Origin of the sequence: Pelosinus sp. IPA-1 (assembly GCF_030269905.1) — a bacterium.
Taxonomy (GTDB): domain Bacteria; phylum Bacillota; class Negativicutes; order DSM-13327; family DSM-13327; genus Pelosinus.
In genome coordinates, this window is record NZ_BSVC01000002.1 from 415,252 (window position 1) to 435,268 (window position 20,017).

The following is a 20,017-nucleotide window of genomic DNA, read 5'->3' on the forward strand; positions in this document are numbered from 1 at the left end:
AGTAGGGAATTCTTATTTATAGGAGGCTAGTTATGTTGAAAGAGTTTAGCATCCAAACTCCTTCTGAAGGTTTTGTTACTATTACTAAGCAGGTGGCCCAGATTGTAGAGCAGTGTCATGGAGAGAAAAGTCTATGTCATGTGTTTGTTCCTCATACAACAGCCGGGGTAACGATAAATGAAAATGCTGATCCAGATGTGGTAAAGGATATGTTGCTTGCTCTAAATCACATGGTTCCAGATCTAGCTTATCAGCATGGTGAAGGAAATTCGCCAGCCCATGTGAAAGCTTCTCTAATTGGATCATCCGTCAGTATCCCTATTATGAATGGAACTTTGTACTTGGGCACTTGGCAGGGAATCTATTTTTGTGAGTTTGATGGGCCTAGGCAGAGAAAGTTTTGCGTAAACATTTTATAAATTTGATGTATTCTTGGAGACTGTTAGTTATAGATCTATAAAATATTTTCAGAAGAGAGTAGACTTTCTTTAGAATTAGGAATAGTATAACAAAGAAGGTAATATTAGTATTGGAAAATTTAAAGAATAAATATTCTTTCTTTGGAGGCACAGACGATAAAGATTTGCCAAGTTAATCTTTTGTGTTATAATGAACTATAACAAAATATTTCTTATTTCCTGCAAGGGGAGTAGCTTTACGGTACATGTCGTCATTACGGGTATTATCTCCGGCTGTACTGTCAATAATATTATTGATGCAAGACCTTGTCTCTTAGGAGACAAGGTCTGTTTTGTATATAGTTTTAGAGGAGGTCTTTATAATGTTTACTAATATGTTTGGAGCTGAGTTTTTTACTGCTCTTTTGTCAATTATAGCCATTGATATTGTATTAGCTGGTGATAATGCAGTCGTAATTGCGCTAGCATCGCGGAAATTGCCAGAGGAGCAGCGAAACAAAGCAATTTACTGGGGGACTTTCGGTGCCATTATCATTCGTGCACTAATGACGATAGTTGCCTTATGGTTGCTTCGTATTCCCTATTTACAAGCCCTTGGTGGTATTTTATTGATTCCTGTAGCAATTAAACTAGTTAAGCAAGAGGATTCCCATGAGAATATCAGTGCTTCTACCAGCCTTGCAGGGGCGATTCAGACAATTATTGTAGCAGATGCAATTATGGGGATTGATAATGTGATTGCTGTTGCCGGTGCATCCCATGGCAACATGCTTTTGGTCATACTCGGATTATTAATTAGTGTTCCCATTGTAATTTGGGGTAGTAAATGGATTTCGGCCTGGATGGTGACCTACCCTATACTTGTCTACGCTGGAGCCGCTATTCTAGCTTGGACAGCGGGAGGGATGATCATGAATGATCAGATTGTTGGGACTTATCTAAGACATCTTTCTGAGTTGACTAACTTCATAGTTCCTCTTGTAATTACAGCTATAGTATTGCTGGTAGGTAAGCTTAGGACCAAAAATTAGTTTAAAGTAAATAAACAGGATTAAGTCCTGCAGGGTGTTAGAACCCTGCAGGACATTTTTAGTATCTGAGAGTTAACGAAATCTTTACCAATAAGTAACAATAGGAGGAAAGGAACATATTAGAATTAGGTTAGATAATTAATGGGAGGTGTATGTTATGGGACTAGAGTTTAATGACAAGGCTGGTCTTTCAAGGCGCAGATTTTTGCAAGTTTCTGCGGGCACAGCAACGGCGATGATGGTTGCTACACTACCTAATCTTTCCTGGGCCCAAGTTTTAAAAACGGAAAAGGTTGGTCTTGATCAATGTTTGAATCTAACTCCGTTAGAAATGGCTAAAAAATCGAATTTGGTTCAATCTGCTTATAGTTATATTACTGGAATTTGTGGCGAAATAAAAAAACAGGCATTACATGATCAAGTATTACAAGTCATTCATAATCCTGCCCCTACATTTATGGAAAGATATACTACTAGTGATGCACGAAGGATGTTGTGGGGAAAATTGGTTGCTGCTAATTATGTAAGTGATACGATTGGAGTAACGGATTTTTTACCACCTAGTGAAAATATCAAAAAAGCTTCTCAACCTTTTTTTGCTGCTCCTGGGAGCGGATATATGAGCCATCATGCCTATCCAGGTGGCTTGGCAACACACACTGCATTCAACATACGATCGTCTCTTAATGTGTATCAAGCATATTTTGAAACTTTTGACTATAAACTTGATCGAGATATTGTTATTGCAGCCCAAGCTCTGCATGATTTGCATAAGCCATGGGTCTTTCAATGGCAGGAGGATGGAACTTGTCTAAAGGAGATTACCCTTGCTGGACAGGGGGCTCACCACGTATTAGGCATTGCGGAGTCTATTTATCGCGGTTTTTCACCAGAAGTAGTTGTAGCCCAAGCTTGTGCCCACAATCATCCTGGTTCAGATAAAGACGAGGCAGAAGTAGTTGAGTGGATCAAAGCGGCTAGTATAATCGCCGATAAAGATCCTATACGAGAAGGTCTTTTGTCAGCAGATGGTAGCACATTACCGATTCCTCGTCGCCAAGAGAATTTCGTTACCCATCTAGGTGACCATGACTGGGTTTTGAGTGGACCAGCCGTTAAATGGACATTACCAGCTTTAAAAAATATTGCGAAGCAGGAATATAAAATGAGTGACCAAGAGTTAAACAGTAAAAAATTTAATTACTTTCGTAATTATGTGTTTTCTCAATTTTCGGCTATGCGGTCTTATCAAGTGCTTGTCACTCAAGGTGAGGCAGGGTTAACGTCAAAAGTTAAGGAAATGATAGATTAGAACTATCTAAAATTTACCACGCATTGCATTTTGCATTCAGGCCATACTATTTATTGTAGAGGGTTCGTAATGGTTGAGCCAAGACTGGTGCCGGATCTTACAAGGTTCGGTATTGGTCGGCCAAAGATTATTGTCGGGTCGAAAGGTTCGGCAGTAGTCGGCGGGCAGATCGTTATATGTCTTGTAAGGCTGTGCGGCAGCCCAACTGTTGTCGTATGGTCAAAAGAGATGTATAACGGTCGAGCTAAGACTGTCATGGGTGCTGAAGCTATAGGGGGCGGCCGTTGTCGAGAGATTGCGACCGGTTCGGTAGGTATCTGTGGCAGTCGAGCAAAGGTCAGTATCGGTTGTGTAATGCTTGTGGGTAGTCGAAAGATTGCGTATAGGTATGTAATGATCGGTATTGGCTGTAGCGTAGATCATTACGGGCTCTTTACGTTGATTTAAATATTAAACCTAAAACTAGTTATAGTTTTAGGTTTTTTTGTGCATTGAAAGCCACGCGCTATACGGAGGTACAGATTTTTTGAATAATAAGGATTAATTTCAAAGAATTTCCGTGTGAATAAACAAGCATAATTTATAAAAAAAAAGAAGGTTTTCCGCACAATTTGTAAAAATAGATAATTGACGGCTACTAAGGGCTGTTTGAGGGGGAAATAAATTGTTACCGACAACAATGATTAGATTGTTACCGACAACAATGATTAAGCGGCTTTATCTAATTTTTATTATTATAGGTTCTATAGTTACAGTCCTCTTTGCATACTTTGTTGCTTCAAACACTAAAAATACATTAATAAGCAAGGAAAAATTGAAATTACTGACAATAACAACTGTATTGGAACAAAAGTTGCCCTTGTCTTATGAAAAAATATTAAAAAGCAAGAATGCTCTAGGCGCAACAGCGGAAGAAAAAAGAAGAATATTAAATCAATATCTTCAGCCAGTTATTGATGAGGTTGCCCAACAATATCCAGGATATAGTATAGGTTACTATTCGCCGGATTTAAATATAATTGCGCTACATCCCTTTAATTCTGAATCATTAGGTAAAGAAGCAAATGCTAAGGCATTAACGTTGTATAATACAAAAGAGATGGTAATTGACTTTTATGATAGTAGTAATTCTATGTTATCAGTATGCTATCCGCTTTTTTATGACAAAGAATTAATAGGCCATGTTTGGGCAAATGCTAAGGCCGAGGATATTGAAACAGAAATTATAGTTTCTGTTTTTAAAAGCGTAGTTGTTGTATTACTTTTTTTTATAATTGTAGCAGGGATAATGAAGTGGGTTTTTATAAAAATGGATAGTGGATTGAAAATACTAGTAGAACAAATTGAAGCAGGAGAAAGTAACCCGCAAAAACTTCGCAATTTTCCTCGATTAATACCAATAATTAAAATCATAGACGAATTAAGAGAAAAAGAAGCAAGGAATTTATGGGAAAATGAAAAAATTAAAGAAAAAAATATCAGATTAGAGCGTCTTAATCTGATCTCGAAGATAGCGTGTGGAGTGGCACATGAAATCCGTAACCCACTACAGGTTGTTATGGGCTATTTACAATTTATGTCTTCAAAAGCCGAAGAAAAAAAGAAAGATCAATTTTCTGTACTATTAGAGGAGCTCGATCATATAAATAAGCTAATAACGGATTTTTTATTTTTAGCTCGTGATAAGCGAGTGGAAAAAGAGGTAGTCCAACTCAATGATATAATACACGACAGCCTTTTGCTGATTAACCCTATAGCATTCATAAAAGGAATAAATATAAATTTGAAATTAGATCGAAAATTACCAGAGCTTACCTTGGATCAAAAAGAAATAAAGCAACTCATATTCAATCTTATGCAAAATGCCATACAATCCATGGGCTGTAATGGCATTGTTACAATTACAACAGTTAGCCAATTAGAAAAGGTTCAACTGTATATTTCTGATACTGGCAGTGGCATATGTAAAGAGCATTTAGAAAATATTTTTGACCCTTTTTTTACTACTAAAGATAACGCAACGGGACTAGGGCTTTCTGTTTGTAAAAGTATAATAGAACGGCATCAGGGTGAAATAACAGTCGAATCGAGGGAAGGAATCGGAACAATGTTTATAGTTACCTTTAAGACGAACTCTTACTAACATCATAGCTGGATGACGTTAGTAAGAGTGGTATAGGGTTAACAGACGATTAGAAGATAGGAGTCTTGAGCGACTAAGTCTTACGCTTAAAACAGCTAAAAATATACCCGTCTTGCTAACAAGGCGGGTATATTTTTAGCTGTTTTAAAAGTTCGATATAGTTGGTGAGATAGGAGCATTGCTAAAGAAAATCATATAGGGTGTTAGGTTCTATTTGTCACAGTCTACGAATGGTGATACTATAATGAAATGGGCATATGTAATATTAATTTGTTGTGAGTTAGGATAGAAGAAAATTAAAGATATGCAGGTGTTACATGGAAATTTGGAGAAAAAATTTATGGGCTTGTTGGTTTGCCGTCTTTATTGTGTCATCGGGAATGAGCCAGATGGCCCCCATATTGCCTCTTTATATTGATCACCTTGGTATCCATGATGCGGCGTCAATTGCCAAGTGGTCCGGAATTGTTTATGGCAGTAATTTTATTAGTTTAGCTATATTTTCTCCTATTTGGGGGAAATTCGCAGATAAGTATGGACGAAAATCTATGATTCTACGAGCGAGTCTTTGGTTATCCATTATCATGACAAGTATGGGATTTGCGGAAAATGTATATCAACTGACAGGATTGCGTATGCTGCAAGGTGCCCTTTCCGGTTTTCAATCGGCAGTTGTTACTCTAGTTGCTACGCAAACGCCAAAAGAACGAGTTGGATGGGCTTTGGGCGTTATTTTCAGTGGACAAGTGGGTGGTACTTTGCTAGGACCATTATTCGGAGGATACTTAGCAGAGGTAATTGGGTTTCGAGAAGAATTTATATTCATAGGGGTAATGTGCTTGATTGCCTTTATTGCATCTTTCTTCTTGGTTAAAGAAGAAAAATCGATTGAAAAGCAAGAAGTCCTGAATTTCAATCAAGTTTGGAACTGCCTTCCTAATCCGAAAGTAATGATATGTTTGTTCATAACCACCCTTGTGTTGCAGTTAGGCCTTATGTCAATACAACCGATTATAACCGTTTATATTACCCAGTTAACTTCAGATATGTCTCATATTGCTCTTATTTCAGGCGCAGTCTTTGCTGCTTCAGGACTTGCGAGTATACTAGCGGCTTCCAGGTTGGGAAAACTTTCGGATAAAATTGGACCGCAAAAGGTACTATTAGCAGCATTGATTATGGCGGGAATACTTTTTATCCCGCAAGCGTTTGTACAGTACTCTTGGCAGCTGGGGATACTGCGGTTTTTGCTAGGAATCGCTACAGCAGGGCTGTTGCCCTCCATTAATAGTCTTATTAAACAAAGTACATCAGATGCAATTGCTGGTCGCGCTTTTGGCTATAACCAGTCTGCCCAGTTTTTAGGTATGTTTTTAGGTTCCATTCTCGGTGGTCAAATAGCTGCCGCTTTTGGCATTCGGTATGTATTTTTCTTTACAGGTGCATTATTTTTGATAAATGCTTTATGGGTGTACCATTCCATTTATAAAGAAAAGATTCAATGTTTGCCACTTAAAAAGTAGTTTGTTAAAATTATAATCCTATGATAGAAGCCATGCCCAGTAAGGCTATAATAATACCTGCTGATTTGTTAATGAGGACTATGATGGGTGGGGTTACTTTGCTGCGAAAATGACATACAATACTAGTGAGAGCAATCCACCAAAGAGATGAGCCAATAAAAACCCCTAAAGCCGCTAGAAATGTTGTAAATAGATCTGTCACAAGAACTGCAATGCCAAAGGATGAAAAAGCAGCGATAAAAGTAAAGATAGTAACAGGATTGGTTAGTGTAAGGAGGTAAGCTGCTGCAAATTGATTGTAAAGGTTACGATTGCATCTCTTATTTTTGTCGTCAGGCGTGGGGGCAGCACGAAATGTTAGAAATCCAAGGTAAATAATGAATAGTCCTCCTCCCCAGCGAAAGGCTACATCGTACTGATGAATAAAGGCAGTTAGAACACTGAGTCCTGCCGCCGCAGCAGAACCATATACTACATCGGCTAATGCGGCTCCCATTCCGATAGCAAGTCCAGATATACGCCCTTCATTTAAGGTGTAGCGGATGCAAATTAAATTGACCGGTCCAATAGGAGCGGCAAGTAGAAAACCACTAATGATACATTTAATAAGAAGAATAGAATTCATATACCTTCTCCTATAAAATAATCTACTATCAGTGTCGGCAAAAAGCCTTGCAGATATACTTTTAGAATGCATAAGGGCTAACGGTTCGGACATAATGAAAAAAAGACGATAAAATGAGATTTTATCCAGGCTATAATTAGGAGAAGATTTATGATTGCAGAAGTTATTGACAAAACACTACGGCGTTTTGAAGAACGTAACTGTCAGCCGGCAGTGGTCAAAAGGGCCGGTAATTTTTTGCGTAATATGATGGAACATGGACTAAAGCCAGAGTTAATTGTTGCCATTCAAGAGCGGCGACTGCGCAATGTTATAGAATATGTGTATGCACATTCACCCTTTTATCAGCGTATGTTTAAACAATGTAAGGTACGTCCTGAAGATATAAGGACAGCTGGTGATTTACATAAGCTTGCCTTTACCACTGCAAATGATATAAGGCAATGGCAGGATTTTCTTTGTGTGCCAGAAGAAAAAATGTCTGCTGTGTTTACTACTTCAGGTACAACCGGTGAACCAAAAAGAATGTATTATACCTACCGTGAAATGCAGACATTATCCAATCTTTATGGCGCGGCAATTCGTGTTGTGCATACAGGAAGACTTGTTGCTTTGATTGCTCTGCCTATCGGGCATGGTCTGTGGATTGGCGGTGCCAGTGTACAGCGTGCGGTGGAACGTGCAGGTGGGTTACCATTAAATGTTGGTGCTGACAACCCGAAGGAAACCATTAAATGGATGCAGCGCTTTTCACCTAACTTTATTTTTTCTTCTCCGTCCTATATGACAGCCTTGACTCGTGAGGCGCAAGAAATAGGTTATCACTACCCCCTTGATAAAATTATACTCGTTGGTGAATTATTGACTTCAGCGCATAAAGAATTATTTACTGGATATTGGGGTGCAGCTGTTTTTGATAGTTACGGTTCGACGGAAATTGGCAGTGCCCAAACCATTGCTCTGCCAGAATGCAGTGCCTTTCACCTGAATGATCTGCATCTTATCACAGAAATAATTGATCCGATCACTGGTTTACCCGCGGAGGAAGGGGAATTAGTGTTTACCACCATCCGCAGGGAGGGTATGCCATTAATTCGTTATCGATCTGGAGATAAGGCAAGCTGGGCGGAATGTAAATGCTGGCTGCCGCTTAGGGCTATTAAGATTAAAGGACGTACTGACGACATGATAGTTGCAGGCGATATGAACCTTTATGGACGTGTAATCGCTGATGCGATAAGTAAGGTCTCTGATGCTACTGGTCGAATTAAATTGACAGTGGCTAAAGAAGGGCTTGGCGATAAAATGACGATTACAGTAGAAGGTAAACCAAGCAAAGAATCGGTGCATAAGGCATTAATAACGGCATATCCTGAGTTAACGATTAATACACAAAATGGAAATTTGAAATTGATTATTGAAACGTCACTGGAGCTTGACTCCCAAATTAAAGATGTAAAAATAATGGATTTACGCTAGTTTCTTTGCGGGCTAGCGCTTAAATATAAGGAGGGTATTACTATGAGTAAAAGTAAGTGCCGTTGTGGTAGTACTATCTTTGAGACGGTAGATATTACGCCATTTGGCATGGAGGACAAACGATTTTTTACTCGATGTTCTAAATGTGGTCTTGTAGTAGTTGGTTCTAATGATCCATCCGAAAGGAAAAGTGATTCAAAATGCTCCATACTACATTTTGTACGTAATAAATAAAAAAATTGTGAGAGCCTTCGGCTCTTTTAAAAAAAGATAAGAAAAGACTTGGCTTGTGCCAAGTCCTCGGACGCAAGCAGAAGCTTTAGTCGTTCTTACTTGGAATCAAGAAAGTGTATACTTTCTGATTTCGTAAAATAAAAACTAAGATTTAGGTAGAATTTCGCTCCACCTAAATCTTAGTTTTCTTTATAAAAATCGATCCGGGAATTGTTTTACAATGCCATTGGCGAAGATGTCTGCCATAAGTAAAGCCTCTTCTTCAATTTGATCAAAGATTGCGATACTCTTTGTATAATCTTTGTCAATCATTGCAACGGCTTCTGATTTGGTTAATGACAAATGTTTATACCACATTTGTCTCATACATTTCTTAGTCCAATAGGGATTGATGTGAGCTAGAAAGCAAACAATGTTATCAGCATTGGCATACCATCGTTTCTCGGCATCTTCTGCTGCTTGGCTTTGACCCGCTTTAGCAGCTTTGACGAGTTCAGCCGCGATAACCAGATGGTCCGTAATTAAACTACAAAATTCATAGGCTGCTCTATGACCATAAAAGTGCTTAAAAACCATTCCAAAATCCTTGGCATTACGCAGGAGCCGCTTGGTAGTTGCTTCTTCATCAGGTAATTCATTTACAATGCTTATGATTGTCATTCTTGTCCAATACACATGTTGTTCCCAAAGCAGACGCATACAATCTCTTAAATCAATCTCCGCTTTACTAAAGCACTCTTGATAAGAATCCATATCGTCATAGTCATCTTCACAGGTAAAGGATTCGTCCCAATCGGATTTCTTGATCATATTGGCTTACCCCCTTTTTCCGAATATCAATACATAATATGCACAAATTAGTGATTAGGGGAGTAATAAGTAAAAAGACAGCAATAAAGTCTATATTGCTGATATAGAACTTTGTTGCTGTTTCATACTTTCTATTGTTTTTACCAATAATGAAAAAGTAAGCCGAGAATCAAGGAGAAACCAAAAAGAGTGTTGGTTTGCGCTGTTGCCACCATGGCAGGTGCTAGGGATTCTGGCGTACTATTTTTTTGAAACCCTCGAGAAGCTTGGATCGCTTTAGGTATACTGATAAAAGATAAAAGAGACCAATAAGGTAATATATTGATTGCCGCCAAGAAGATAATCCATAGGTAGGAAAAAATAAACATTCCCATTAAACAGTAGGTTGCTTTAGATCGTTTTAAGAGAATCGCGAGAGTTTGTCGACCATGGCTTTTATCGTCTTCTAAATCACGCAAATTGTTAGACATTAAGATGGCACCAATAAGAACAGAGGTAGATATAGAACCCATAATAGCTATATTCGTAACAGTACCAGTTTGAAGAAAGAAGGAAATAACAATAATTACAAGGCCCATACAAAGCCCTGAAACTAACTCACCAAAAGGTGTTGCAGAAATGGGAAAAGGGCCGCCGGAATAGAGATAGCCTACAGCAGCGCAGGAAAGACCAATCGGCAGCAGATACCAAGTACTCTCATGGCAAAGGTATAGACCTAATAGGATAGCGGTAGCCGTGGTATATTGGGCAACTGATAATATCTTGCTGGGGGGAACGCCATACCGAACAATGGCCCCCCCAATCCCAACAGAATGTTCATGATCCAAACCGCGTTTGTAGTCATAATACTCATTGAAGATATTCGTAGCAACTTGAATCAAAATACTAGCTAAAAGCATAATAATAAATAAATCGAGACGAAAATGCTGAGAAGGCAATGCTAAAACTGTACCGATTGCCACTGGGATAAAGGATGCTGTTAGCGTGTGTGGTCGAAGTAGTTTCCACCAGATGCCCCATCTATTCCGAGCAAGTGGGGAAATAGCTTGTATAGGTTGTCCAGCTTGTTGCCCTATTTGCATATTGCGACACCTTCTTCTATTTTTCATCATTTAGGATATAACTTCCATGAAATAAAGAAAAATCCTTTATATAATTTTCCAGTACTTTCTTTAGCAAGTTGTTTTCCTATTCCATTGCATTAAGAACGAATAAGAGAAATTTACCAGGTATTGAGTTCTGTTTAATAGCCATACTATTTAATGTAGAGGGTTCGTAATGGTTGAGCCAAGACTGGTGCCGGATCTTAATAGGGTTCGGTATTGGTCGGCCAAAGATTATTGTCGGGTCGAAAGGTTCGGCAGTAGTCGGCGGGCAGATCGTTATATGTCTTGTAAGGCTGTACGGCAGCCCAACTGTTGTCGTGTGGTCAAAAGGGATGTATAACGGTCGAGCTAAGACTGTCATGGGTGCTGAAGATATAGGGGTCGGCCGTTGTCGGGAGATTGCGACCGGTTCGGTAGGTATCTGTGGCAGTCGAGCAAAGGTCAGTATCGGTTGTGTAATGCTTGTGGGTAGTCGAAAGATTGCGTATAGGTATGTAATGATCGGTATTGGCTGTAGCGTAGATCATTACGGGCTCTCTTTATACAATTACATATTGTAGCAAGCAATTACGCGTATCCCTTTAAAAGGGTTGCGCGTTTTTTTATAGCTAGATGCTGGGAGGATCTAGATTTAAGGTTTTTTTTCGTAATATTGTAATAATTCGCTAACTGTAACGAATTGATAACCACGTGATTGAAGACTATCAATAATGAATTCGACTGCTTCGGGTGTCGCTGATGGGTATTTTCCATCATGTAAAAGAATAATACTTCCTGGTTTAATATCTTTTAAAATTGTATCGACGATTTCTCCGACAGAAGGAGATCGCCAATCGAAGGGATCAATTGACCATAAAATTGTAATGTACTCATTGTCTCTATTCAGCTTTAAGATTGTATCATTATAGAAACCGCCCGGTGGGCGAAAAAGAGTAGGTTTAGGGGCTACTTTCAAAATCGCTTTTTCTGCTTTAACCAGTTCTTCTTTAATTTTACCTTTGCGCAGTTTGGTTAATTCTGGATGACTATAGCTGTGGTTACCAACTTCATGTCCTTCTGCAATCTCTTGCTCTACAAGCTTTGGATACTTTTCAACTTGTTCCCCAACGACAAAAAAAGTGGCCTTCGCATTTTTTTCTCTTAAAATGCCTAGAATTTCGGCTGTACTTTCGCCTAGAGGACCATCATCAAAAGTTAAGGCGACTACTTTTTGAGAAGTAGAAACTCGGGAAATAACTGGAGATATATCGACTAAATGGTCTTCAACCTTCATGGAAATTATTAAAGAAAAAATAAATGCGCATAACAATCCCTTACATAATTTCATGGTGCACTCCTTCTTGATGAAGTAATTATGTATCCAGTTTTCAGTAAATGTGCCTTAGATGATTTGCGTAGAAAGATAGCTGGTTAATGAAATGAAATATAAGCACCTCTTACAGGGATTTTTATGTTTGAAAAAGTGTTCGTAGAACTGTCTTAGAATTTATAATAAATGGTAATGATGCCCATCAGTTATCTTAGAATTTAGGTTTTTTAATGATCCAAAAGCCTTCAATGTGTTTTATTTTCTTTGCAGAAAATAAAAAAAGTATTTGTCTGATGCAAATACTTTTTTTTGCAATTTCTAATTAAGACACATTCTATGAAAATATTATTTAGGTCTCATTCTAGTAATGTTGCGTAGTAACTTTGGGCGGTTCTATGGTATGCATTTCTTTCTGCTGAGGTGGTGCATCGGGATTTTCTTGAACACCATTTTGCGCTGTCATATATTGAGGTTCATTTTCCGATTGCTCTTTATTATAGGCAGTGAGAATATCATTCGTAATGGAATTTTCCAAGTAAAACACCTCCAATATTTACAGTTAGTTTAACCTGAAACTATAGCAATAATTAGAGAAAGAGATAAAAAATTTAATTGTTAGAAGAACGACTGTGCTATATAAATAAAGCAAGCAAAGAGTATTTTGCTTGCTTTTAGTACTATGTAGGTGTATTATATGATACCTTCTAATTTTAACATTAGTTGAGCGATGGCAGTTGCGCATACAAATGTTCCTGTATATACGGTCAATGCTACGATGACAATACGCCAAGACATTTTCTTAAACATAACTAAATCTTTACCAACGGATAGACCGGCATAAGCCAATATGGGTGTAATCAATGCCAAGAAATCAACCTTATTGGTATAAGCGGTAATCAATCCAGCATAGGGCGATATAGGTGATGTTGCTAACAACGCAATAAGGGAAATCCAAAATACCATTGGTAATTTAATGGGCATAATTTTAGCAAAGCCCATACCTAGAAGTGTAACGACCATGATCATTAAATAACCGATAATCGCATCTGTGATTGGGTAATGATAGCCAATGGTATTGCCCACAACGATCATAACTCCCATAAGTAGTAAGACTAAGACTGTTTCACCAGTTTTCATTTTGCCACACCTCCCTTAACTTGACTCTTACCAATAATTGGTGTAAGAATCTTATATAACCGTTCGGTTAGAGGTAATGAAACAAATAAACAGAAATAAATTCCGATAATTGTTGTTAACAAATTACTTGCCCCAGCATACATTAAGATTTCGTTTTTATTCTCAGGGAATACCGCTATGATAGCACCTGATGCAGCCGCCATCATACTTCCCGAGCCAACCCCTGCCCCCATGGCTAATGCGTAAGGATGAAACAGATTGAGAGCTGCTAAATATCCTGCTAATAATCCAAGCCACACGGCACCAAACAAGGTGCCACAAATATATACGGACATAACACCTCGTCCTTCTGGTGAATCCATTCCGTACTTTTCAGCAATAATAGCAATGTTCGGTTCACGGTCAATGGAGAAAGTTGCTCCGATCGCTTCACGACCCAGTCCTAGGAAGATTGCCAAAGGTAAGCCTAAAATTACAGTACCCAAGAAATGTCCTAACTCTTGCAGTGATAGAGCTAAGCCAGATTGAACCACTTTAACCAGGGATGGACCGATAATTAATCCTAATTTGGCAACTAAAATAAAGGTAGTCAAACTCAAGACAGTGGAAGCAGTATTCATTTCTTGCAGATTAATAATCTTAAGCCTTGGCCAGCTTACGATGCCCCCTAATACCATGGCGTATAACATAGGTAAAAATAACAATACACCAGGACCCATCTGCACTTTATGTGCTCCAATTAACTCGCAGATAACAACAATGATGAAAGCAGCAACATGAATTTTCCAATCTTTTAAAATACTCAATATAGACCCTCCTTAATAGTGTAACTTCTAGTACATATTTTGCTTCTTCATTAGGATATTCTGATTTATTTTAACCAAAATATTACCATAAAAATGATTGTACTATTTTATTAACACTTTTGTCAAATTGGAAAGCACGTAAATGTTATTTAAATGTAACTTGGTTACATTGATTAAAGGTATATTACATCTCTCTATTGCGGAGAAAACGAGTTTTTTTATTTAAAAAGTAATATTGATAAATAAAGTAGAAGATAACGTTACTTTTTTCAATGTGTAGCGTTTATAATAGATGTCAGATGTTTTCTGATAGAAGGTGGGTGACCAGGGCGGTGACTGATGAAAAAATACTTATTACAAAAGCGCAAGAGGGAGATAGGGAAGCACTGGATACCTTGGTTTCCAGTTATTGGCAACCGATTTATCGGTTTATTTATAGCAAACTTGGTAATGAAGATGATGCGAAGGAAATTACTCAGGACACTTTTATGAAGGCATTTCGTTCACTACCACAATATAAAATTCAAGATGTATCATTTAAAAGTTATTTAGGGCGAATCGCCATAAATTCAGTGACGGATTTTTGGCGGAAGAAAGGCCGCACACCACAGAGTGTCAATATTACCGAATATCAGGAATCAATTCTTGATAAAAGGGAAAACCCAGAAGAACATACTCTTCGCCTTGAAGGGCAAGAACAAATCGCTAATTTAGTAGAAAGTTTACCTGAGGAGCAGCGTGAAACAGTAAAATTAAGAGTAATTTTAGGTTTATCGATTCGCGATGTTGCCATGCAGATGAATAAAACGGAGTCTGCAATCAAGATGCTTCAGCAGCGAGCATTAAAGAATTTACGTAAAATGTGTCTTGATGTAGGCATATTGAGATAGGAGGTGGGGGAGATGAGCAAAAAAGAGTTCGAGGCAGAAGAACTAAATCAGTATTTGGATAGCATAAATGCAGGCAGGCATCCTAGTGTGGAGGATGAAGAACTAAAACAATTAACTGACCTAGCTGTTTTGATTAATCAGTCTTATGGTCAGGAGGAACTACCACGTGTTTTGATTGATGAAGTCGTTGATAATATCGCAGCTGAATTGCAGGCAAAAAAACAGAAACGTCGTACACATTGGATGTATGGCGGCTTTCTAGGAACAGCTGCCGCTGTAGTAATTGCGGCATTTGTCCAATTTGTATTGCCTCAGTCAGTTGATCAAAATATTGCCCAGCAAATGGATGGTACTATAGAAGCACCTAAAATGGTAGCTAATGTAAAACAATCTGATGAAACAAATAGTAAAAACGCAATGGATACTGTAGTGACTCGGCAGGTACAATCTAAGGATAAGACAGAAACTCCACCTGCGGTTGTACCAGTTGAAGAAAAAGATACTGCATCTGTTTCTAAGGTACTTGCTGAAATCGTAAATGTGGCTGAATCACCAGAAATAGAGCAAAAATCAGTAGCTTTACTTCAAGAAGAAACGCCTAAGGATATAACTATGCGAAAGAATGTATCTATGGCGAAAACATTCACTAATTCCGAGCAAGAAGAAAGAACGATTCAACCCGAAAGAAAATCTACTAAGATCATGGCAATGCCTAACCAAACAGCAACATCGACAACCATTGATAATACTACCGGGATAATCAGGCAGGTTTATAGTTTGGGTAATCACGATGAAATCATTATTACTCAAAAACTACAAGATGAGAGTAACGTGAAGAGTAGGCAAGCTTTTAAATCAGAGAAAGAGCAGAGGGGAGTTAAAAGTACAGTAATAGGACCTCTCGCTAAAAATGCAAAAGAGACAGAAAAGACAAAAGAGACAATGAACAGGTTAACTACGAAGGTTAACAAGTATGATATTACAATCGAAGGTGCAAAAACATCGGAAGATCTGAAACATATAACAGAATCGTTGGTTGAAAAAGATATGGAGCAGTAAGTAAAAAAAACGTAATACAATCCGTTACTTTTTGGATTGTATTACGTTTATCACTATGAATGACTAATCAGTCAATGAAAGGAAGAAAGATAAGATGAACAGTAAGATGAAAAAAATCGCATCCTTCGCAGCAGGCGCAGCGATATTGACAGCAGCTACAATGCCAGTGTTCATGCCAGAGCGGGTTGCTGCAGCAGCAAAATGGGTTAATTTGAGACCTTCTGTTCCTACCGAAACAAAGGTAGAAACAAACGATATTTCTAATGATGTAGAGATAACAACTCCTATAGAGGAGGAAACAGTTGGTGGAGTTGCATTACTTAACAAAGATGGAGAATCCAAAAGAATCATTATAGAAGAGAAAGAAAATGAAAAGGCAGTAGCTGTTGCTGTTGATAAAGAATTAGTGGCAAAAAGGCAACAAGCTGTGGATGCTGGGGAGCAAACTTGGTTATTAGATCCAGTAGAAGTAGTACGCAATGATGCAGAAAAATACGGCTTTGATGCACAGAATGACTCCATTACTCTGGTATCACCATTGGAACAAACTGCAGGCAGAAAAAAGGTACTTGTAAGTCACGGCACAAAATATTATGTAGTAGAATTAATGCAGCCAACAGGATCATCTGGTAATAAAATTTGGCAGATTGTATCCATTCGAGAGGTTAGAGCAACGGCTACTCATACTCATCATGGACCAGACGTAGGATTAGGGGTGGAGGGTCTTAATTATGATAAAGTAATCAGGTGGCAACAAAATGTAGATGAAGGCAGAGAACTTTGGCGCCTTGACCCTATGCAAGTTGCGAAAATTGAAGGGGAAAATTATGGCTTTACCGAGCTAGATACTTTTACGATCGTCAAAAAGCAAAGCAGCAGTGCCATTTCTCGTCATGGACAAATCGATTTTGAGGTAATTCATCAGGGGAAAAAATATACAATGATCTTAGTTAAACCTTTTGGCGGTCCAGATGCAATTTGGACAACCTATAAAGCACAATTAATCGATAATGTACCTGAGCAACCAGCGAAAACGAAAATATTGTTTGAGACAAGTAAGTATGAAGATTGGAAATTCTATAAATCCGAGTATCCTCAAGATATGCTTTTTGCTACTATCGTTAATTCTGATGGAGAATTAGCCTATGACAATCGTGTTTCAGAAAATACAATCAATAAGTTCAAAAGACCAGAGTTTAATAATAAACTAATCCTGTTTGCAAATATGGGAGCTTCTTCTGCTCAATCGGATATTGGTATTGAAAAAGTAACTTTACATGGCAATAATATGACAGTATATGTTCATACCAAAAGTCCACGACCGGATGAAATCATTACAATGAATATCATTTATCCTGATGACTATGTTACGATTGATTCCAGTATCCTGCGGGAACGTGGCACTATGAATATTACTTTTGTGGATCAAAAGGGCAAGGTGTTAAGTAAAAATAAGCTAACAATTAAGGGATAATACTACTTGATTTAGAATAGAAGAGTAGAAGGACAGGTTACTTCCTGTCCTTCCCTAAAAATTTGCTGGAAAAAAAGTTAATAAGCCGTTACCTTTTTCAAAAGCAAACGTTTAAAGGAGTAGAAGGGTACAACAAACAATGTTGTTAGTTCAAAATCAAATCATTTGGAGGTATATAAAATGTTTAAGAAAACAATTCTATTAGTGGCCATGAGTTTGCTGTTAGCTGTTCCAGCCTTTGCGAGTGAGGCTCCGAAAACAGTGGTACAGGTAACTGGAAATAGTCAAAAGGAAGTTATTCCTGACGTAGCCAAAATTACGCTTTCCGTGAACTCGGTTAATGCCAGTCTAGACAAAGCAAAGAATGAAAATACTCAAATCGTAAATCGCATATTTGCAAGTCTAAATGATCAGGGAGTAACAAACGAACAAATCAAAACAAATACATACCAGGTGGATCCAATTTACAACTATGAAAAAGATAAGTTACCTAAGCTGGAAGGGTACCGTGTAACTAATGGGCTAGAAATCCGTACTTCTATTGATAAAGTAGGAATTTTAGTTAATGAAGTTACTAACGCAGGTGCTAATGAGATAAATTCGATTCGTTTTGAAACAGCAAATGAAACAGACAGTAAAAACGAAGCATTAAAAGATGCTGTTGCAGATGCGATGAAAAAAGCCGAAATAATTGCTAATACGTTGAATAAAAGAGTTGCTAGAGTCACCCTTGTGAATGAGTCTGGTGTGTTTTATCACCCAGTCATGATGGAAAGCAGAATGCTAAAAGCAGCAAGTATGGACGGAGCTGCACCGAATATTCAAGCCGGTAAAGTAACCATCGGAGCTACCGTTCAAGTAACTGTTGAATTAGAATAGTTTTAGAAAGGCACGAAAAATACTAAGGCAGACTAATATAGTAAAAAGAAGTATTTGCTTAAGGCAAATACTTCTTTTTTGTGGTATCAGAATTTATAAGTTTCTAGTTAAAAAATTGAACCACAAAGACACAATGCCGCTATCGCGGCACACAAAGAGGATGGGAATGAAATGGGTAGAACCCTTTGTGTCTTTGTAGTTCAAAAAGGACACGTAGAGTTTTCTTGCTGATTTGGTAAACGAACCACAGAGAACACAGAGCACCACAGAGGGCGCAGAGTAGCATAATAGGTTTGCTATAAAAACACCTCCCCTTCTCTGCGTCCTCTGCGCCTCTGTGGTTCAAATCCTTTACGCCCTCCGTATCCAATGTTTTCTTCATGTCTTCGTTTTAAATGCTTTTTAGGCACAAGGCGTGTTAACGTTTTTCTTATGATACTGCCATCAGCTAAATACATCTCCTACGGACCTTTGGTAAGTACCGTTATAGTATCCTAGAACATCGTACTGCTATTTTTCATAAGATGTTACAAAGTGATAAAAGGAGTGTTTTTTAATGCGGAATTATGATAAGACAGACAGTATAAATCGATTGTATGACCATCAATTTGCATTAACTATGGATGAATTTTATTACCACTACGATACATTAAAACGATTATTGTCATTCCCGTATAGTCAAGCTATATATGTACAGGTAAATATATGTCTAGATCGATGTAAAATGTTATACGATCGGGCTTTGCAAACTGCCAATACTCCTGAACAAAAGCAAGCTGCATATGATGCTTATCAAGAATGTATTAAAGAGTGTGGATTGCGCTAAATATCCATATAGAGAAGAACTCCCACGTTCTAGAACGTGGGAGTTTTTTTGAGTAAATTTAAAACTGCATTTTTTTGTACTCAACAGGTGTACAGCCTTTGAGTTTCTTAAAAGTGCGGTTAAAGGTAGCGATGCTGTTAAAACCAGAGGAGAGGGCAACCTCAGTAATGGACATATTATGAGCAATTAATAATTGAATTGCTTTTTTTATACGGCGTTCATTTAAATAGCTCAAAAAATGTTTTCCGGTTATTTCTTTAAAGAGTCTTGAAAAATGATATTCGCTAAAACCTGCGGCAAAAGATACATCTTTTAAAGAGATGTCATTTTGATATTGTTCTTCAATATATTGAAATGCTAAATTGAGTTTTTCTAAAATATGGAATTTCTTGCTATTACAGCTGGAACTTTCAAAATCTACATTGCTGTAAACACTGCGGGATAACAAAACCAGAATATCAAATATACGAGCATTTAAAAATAAAGTGTATCCTAATGCCCGATGTTGGTATTCATGAATTAGTCCAACAATATTTCGCTCTAATTCTGTATGTAGGAGGGGGTCATCTTTGGCAGAAATAAGTTTAGTTATTGATAAAAAAGGAGTGAGCTGATGGGCTTGACCAAAAACATCCATCGTGGAGATATCAAATTGAATAAAAAAACGATTGCCTTTATTGTTGCGGGTATTAAAACTGTGGGTATCGCCACCGGCGATAAATAAAATATCTTTTTCACACATCACATATTCTTGGCCATTTACTGTAGTATGATAGCCGTTTTCAATTGGATATACCAATTCTGCAGCATGATGCCAATGTAGAGGCCAATCAAAGTTCTCGAATGTATTTAGTTCAATCCGAAAGGGGTATGCCTCCGTATAGATATCTTTTTCATGAATGCCTTCTATGAACATATATGCACTCCTTTTTTAAAAAACAACATCAAGCAAGAA

Annotated in this window: 22 protein-coding genes; 14 read left to right on the forward strand and 8 right to left on the reverse strand. The window is 37.9% G+C overall.

Translation table 11 applies throughout. The features are described 5' to 3' along the window. Positions 1-32 precede the first annotated feature (32 nt). The 6 genes from QSJ81_RS05700 to QSJ81_RS05725 all read left to right on the forward strand — a co-directional run bounded on the left by QSJ81_RS05700 (position 33) and on the right by QSJ81_RS05725 (position 6,428). Positions 33-419 (forward strand): secondary thiamine-phosphate synthase enzyme YjbQ, encoded by a 387-nt coding sequence (locus QSJ81_RS05700; RefSeq protein WP_285716451.1) that lies wholly within the window; start codon positions 33-35, stop codon positions 417-419. A 362-nt stretch (positions 420-781) separates the two neighbouring features. Continuing rightward, on the forward strand, positions 782-1,450 hold the full coding sequence (locus QSJ81_RS05705; protein WP_285716452.1) for a TerC family protein: 669 nt from the start codon (positions 782-784) through the stop codon (positions 1,448-1,450). Between the two features lie 157 nt (positions 1,451-1,607). After that, on the forward strand, positions 1,608-2,762 hold the full coding sequence (locus QSJ81_RS05710) for a twin-arginine translocation signal domain-containing protein (RefSeq protein WP_285716453.1): 1,155 nt from the start codon (positions 1,608-1,610) through the stop codon (positions 2,760-2,762). A 69-nt stretch (positions 2,763-2,831) separates the two neighbouring features. Beyond that, positions 2,832-3,209, forward strand: a complete 378-nt coding sequence (locus QSJ81_RS05715; protein WP_285716454.1) for a hypothetical protein — start codon at positions 2,832-2,834, stop codon at positions 3,207-3,209. A 217-nt stretch (positions 3,210-3,426) separates the two neighbouring features. Next, on the forward strand, positions 3,427-4,905 hold the full coding sequence (locus tag QSJ81_RS05720; protein ID WP_285716455.1) for an ATP-binding protein: 1,479 nt from the start codon (positions 3,427-3,429) through the stop codon (positions 4,903-4,905). A gap of 317 nt (positions 4,906-5,222) precedes the next feature. Further along, entirely contained in the window at positions 5,223-6,428 is a 1,206-nt protein-coding gene (locus QSJ81_RS05725; protein ID WP_285716456.1) for a multidrug efflux MFS transporter, read from the forward strand. A 10-nt stretch (positions 6,429-6,438) separates the two neighbouring features. Here QSJ81_RS05725 and QSJ81_RS05730 read toward each other — a convergent pair whose 3' ends face one another. Beyond that, positions 6,439-7,053 carry a LysE family translocator gene (locus QSJ81_RS05730; protein ID WP_285716457.1) on the reverse strand — a complete coding sequence of 205 codons (615 nt, stop codon included), beginning with the start codon at positions 7,051-7,053 and terminating at the stop codon, positions 6,439-6,441. Positions 7,054-7,203: 150 nt separating this feature from the next. On the opposite strand from QSJ81_RS05730, the gene QSJ81_RS05735 reads away from it, so the two are divergent. Further along, a complete protein-coding gene (locus tag QSJ81_RS05735) occupies positions 7,204-8,532 on the forward strand; it encodes a phenylacetate--CoA ligase family protein (RefSeq protein WP_285716458.1) in 1,329 nt (442 codons plus the stop codon). A gap of 42 nt (positions 8,533-8,574) precedes the next feature. Then, complete coding sequence (locus QSJ81_RS05740; protein ID WP_285716459.1) at positions 8,575-8,766, forward strand: hypothetical protein; 192 nt, start codon at positions 8,575-8,577, stop codon at positions 8,764-8,766. 189 nt (positions 8,767-8,955) lie between these two features. Here QSJ81_RS05740 and QSJ81_RS05745 read toward each other — a convergent pair whose 3' ends face one another. Together QSJ81_RS05745 and QSJ81_RS05750 are read right to left on the reverse strand one after the other, a co-directional pair. Then, the gene (locus QSJ81_RS05745; RefSeq protein ID WP_285716460.1) at positions 8,956-9,576 is read right to left on the reverse strand and encodes a hypothetical protein; all 621 of its coding nucleotides are present in this window, start codon (positions 9,574-9,576) and stop codon (positions 8,956-8,958) included. A gap of 140 nt (positions 9,577-9,716) precedes the next feature. Continuing rightward, complete coding sequence (locus QSJ81_RS05750) at positions 9,717-10,658, reverse strand: 1,4-dihydroxy-2-naphthoate polyprenyltransferase (protein ID WP_285716461.1); 942 nt, start codon at positions 10,656-10,658, stop codon at positions 9,717-9,719. 200 nt (positions 10,659-10,858) lie between these two features. Here QSJ81_RS05750 and QSJ81_RS05755 point away from each other — a divergent pair, with 200 nt between their 5' ends. Beyond that, positions 10,859-11,242 carry a hypothetical protein gene (locus tag QSJ81_RS05755; RefSeq protein WP_285716462.1) on the forward strand — a complete coding sequence of 128 codons (384 nt, stop codon included), beginning with the start codon at positions 10,859-10,861 and terminating at the stop codon, positions 11,240-11,242. Between the two features lie 71 nt (positions 11,243-11,313). On the opposite strand, the gene QSJ81_RS05760 is transcribed toward QSJ81_RS05755, so the two are convergent. The 4 genes from QSJ81_RS05760 to QSJ81_RS05775 form a co-directional block, all read right to left on the reverse strand. Further along, a complete protein-coding gene (locus tag QSJ81_RS05760; RefSeq protein WP_285716463.1) occupies positions 11,314-12,009 on the reverse strand; it encodes a polysaccharide deacetylase family protein in 696 nt (231 codons plus the stop codon). Positions 12,010-12,352: 343 nt separating this feature from the next. Beyond that, entirely contained in the window at positions 12,353-12,526 is a 174-nt protein-coding gene (locus QSJ81_RS05765; RefSeq protein WP_285716464.1) for a hypothetical protein, read from the reverse strand. A 155-nt stretch (positions 12,527-12,681) separates the two neighbouring features. Further along, positions 12,682-13,128 carry a hypothetical protein gene (locus QSJ81_RS05770; RefSeq protein ID WP_285716465.1) on the reverse strand — a complete coding sequence of 149 codons (447 nt, stop codon included), beginning with the start codon at positions 13,126-13,128 and terminating at the stop codon, positions 12,682-12,684. Beyond that, positions 13,125-13,934, reverse strand: a complete 810-nt coding sequence (locus QSJ81_RS05775; RefSeq protein ID WP_285716466.1) for a DUF3100 domain-containing protein — start codon at positions 13,932-13,934, stop codon at positions 13,125-13,127. The genes QSJ81_RS05770 and QSJ81_RS05775 overlap by 4 nt, the downstream gene beginning before the upstream one ends. 332 nt (positions 13,935-14,266) lie before the next feature. Here QSJ81_RS05775 and QSJ81_RS05780 point away from each other — a divergent pair, with 332 nt between their 5' ends. The 5 genes from QSJ81_RS05780 (at position 14,267) to QSJ81_RS05800 (ending at position 19,062) form a co-directional block, all read left to right on the forward strand. Further along, the gene (locus QSJ81_RS05780) at positions 14,267-14,824 is read left to right on the forward strand and encodes an RNA polymerase sigma factor (RefSeq protein ID WP_285716467.1); all 558 of its coding nucleotides are present in this window, start codon (positions 14,267-14,269) and stop codon (positions 14,822-14,824) included. Between the two features lie 12 nt (positions 14,825-14,836). After that, entirely contained in the window at positions 14,837-15,883 is a 1,047-nt protein-coding gene (locus QSJ81_RS05785) for a hypothetical protein (RefSeq protein ID WP_285716468.1), read from the forward strand. 94 nt (positions 15,884-15,977) lie between these two features. Then, positions 15,978-17,357 (forward strand): protease complex subunit PrcB family protein, encoded by a 1,380-nt coding sequence (locus QSJ81_RS05790; protein ID WP_285716469.1) that lies wholly within the window; start codon positions 15,978-15,980, stop codon positions 17,355-17,357. A 180-nt stretch (positions 17,358-17,537) separates the two neighbouring features. Next, positions 17,538-18,236 (forward strand): SIMPL domain-containing protein, encoded by a 699-nt coding sequence (locus QSJ81_RS05795; RefSeq protein ID WP_285716470.1) that lies wholly within the window; start codon positions 17,538-17,540, stop codon positions 18,234-18,236. 556 nt (positions 18,237-18,792) lie between these two features. Next, positions 18,793-19,062 carry a hypothetical protein gene (locus tag QSJ81_RS05800; RefSeq protein WP_285716471.1) on the forward strand — a complete coding sequence of 90 codons (270 nt, stop codon included), beginning with the start codon at positions 18,793-18,795 and terminating at the stop codon, positions 19,060-19,062. Positions 19,063-19,120: 58 nt separating this feature from the next. On the opposite strand, the gene QSJ81_RS05805 is transcribed toward QSJ81_RS05800, so the two are convergent. Further along, a complete protein-coding gene (locus tag QSJ81_RS05805) occupies positions 19,121-19,978 on the reverse strand; it encodes an AraC family transcriptional regulator (RefSeq protein WP_285716472.1) in 858 nt (285 codons plus the stop codon). Positions 19,979-20,017 lie beyond the last annotated feature (39 nt).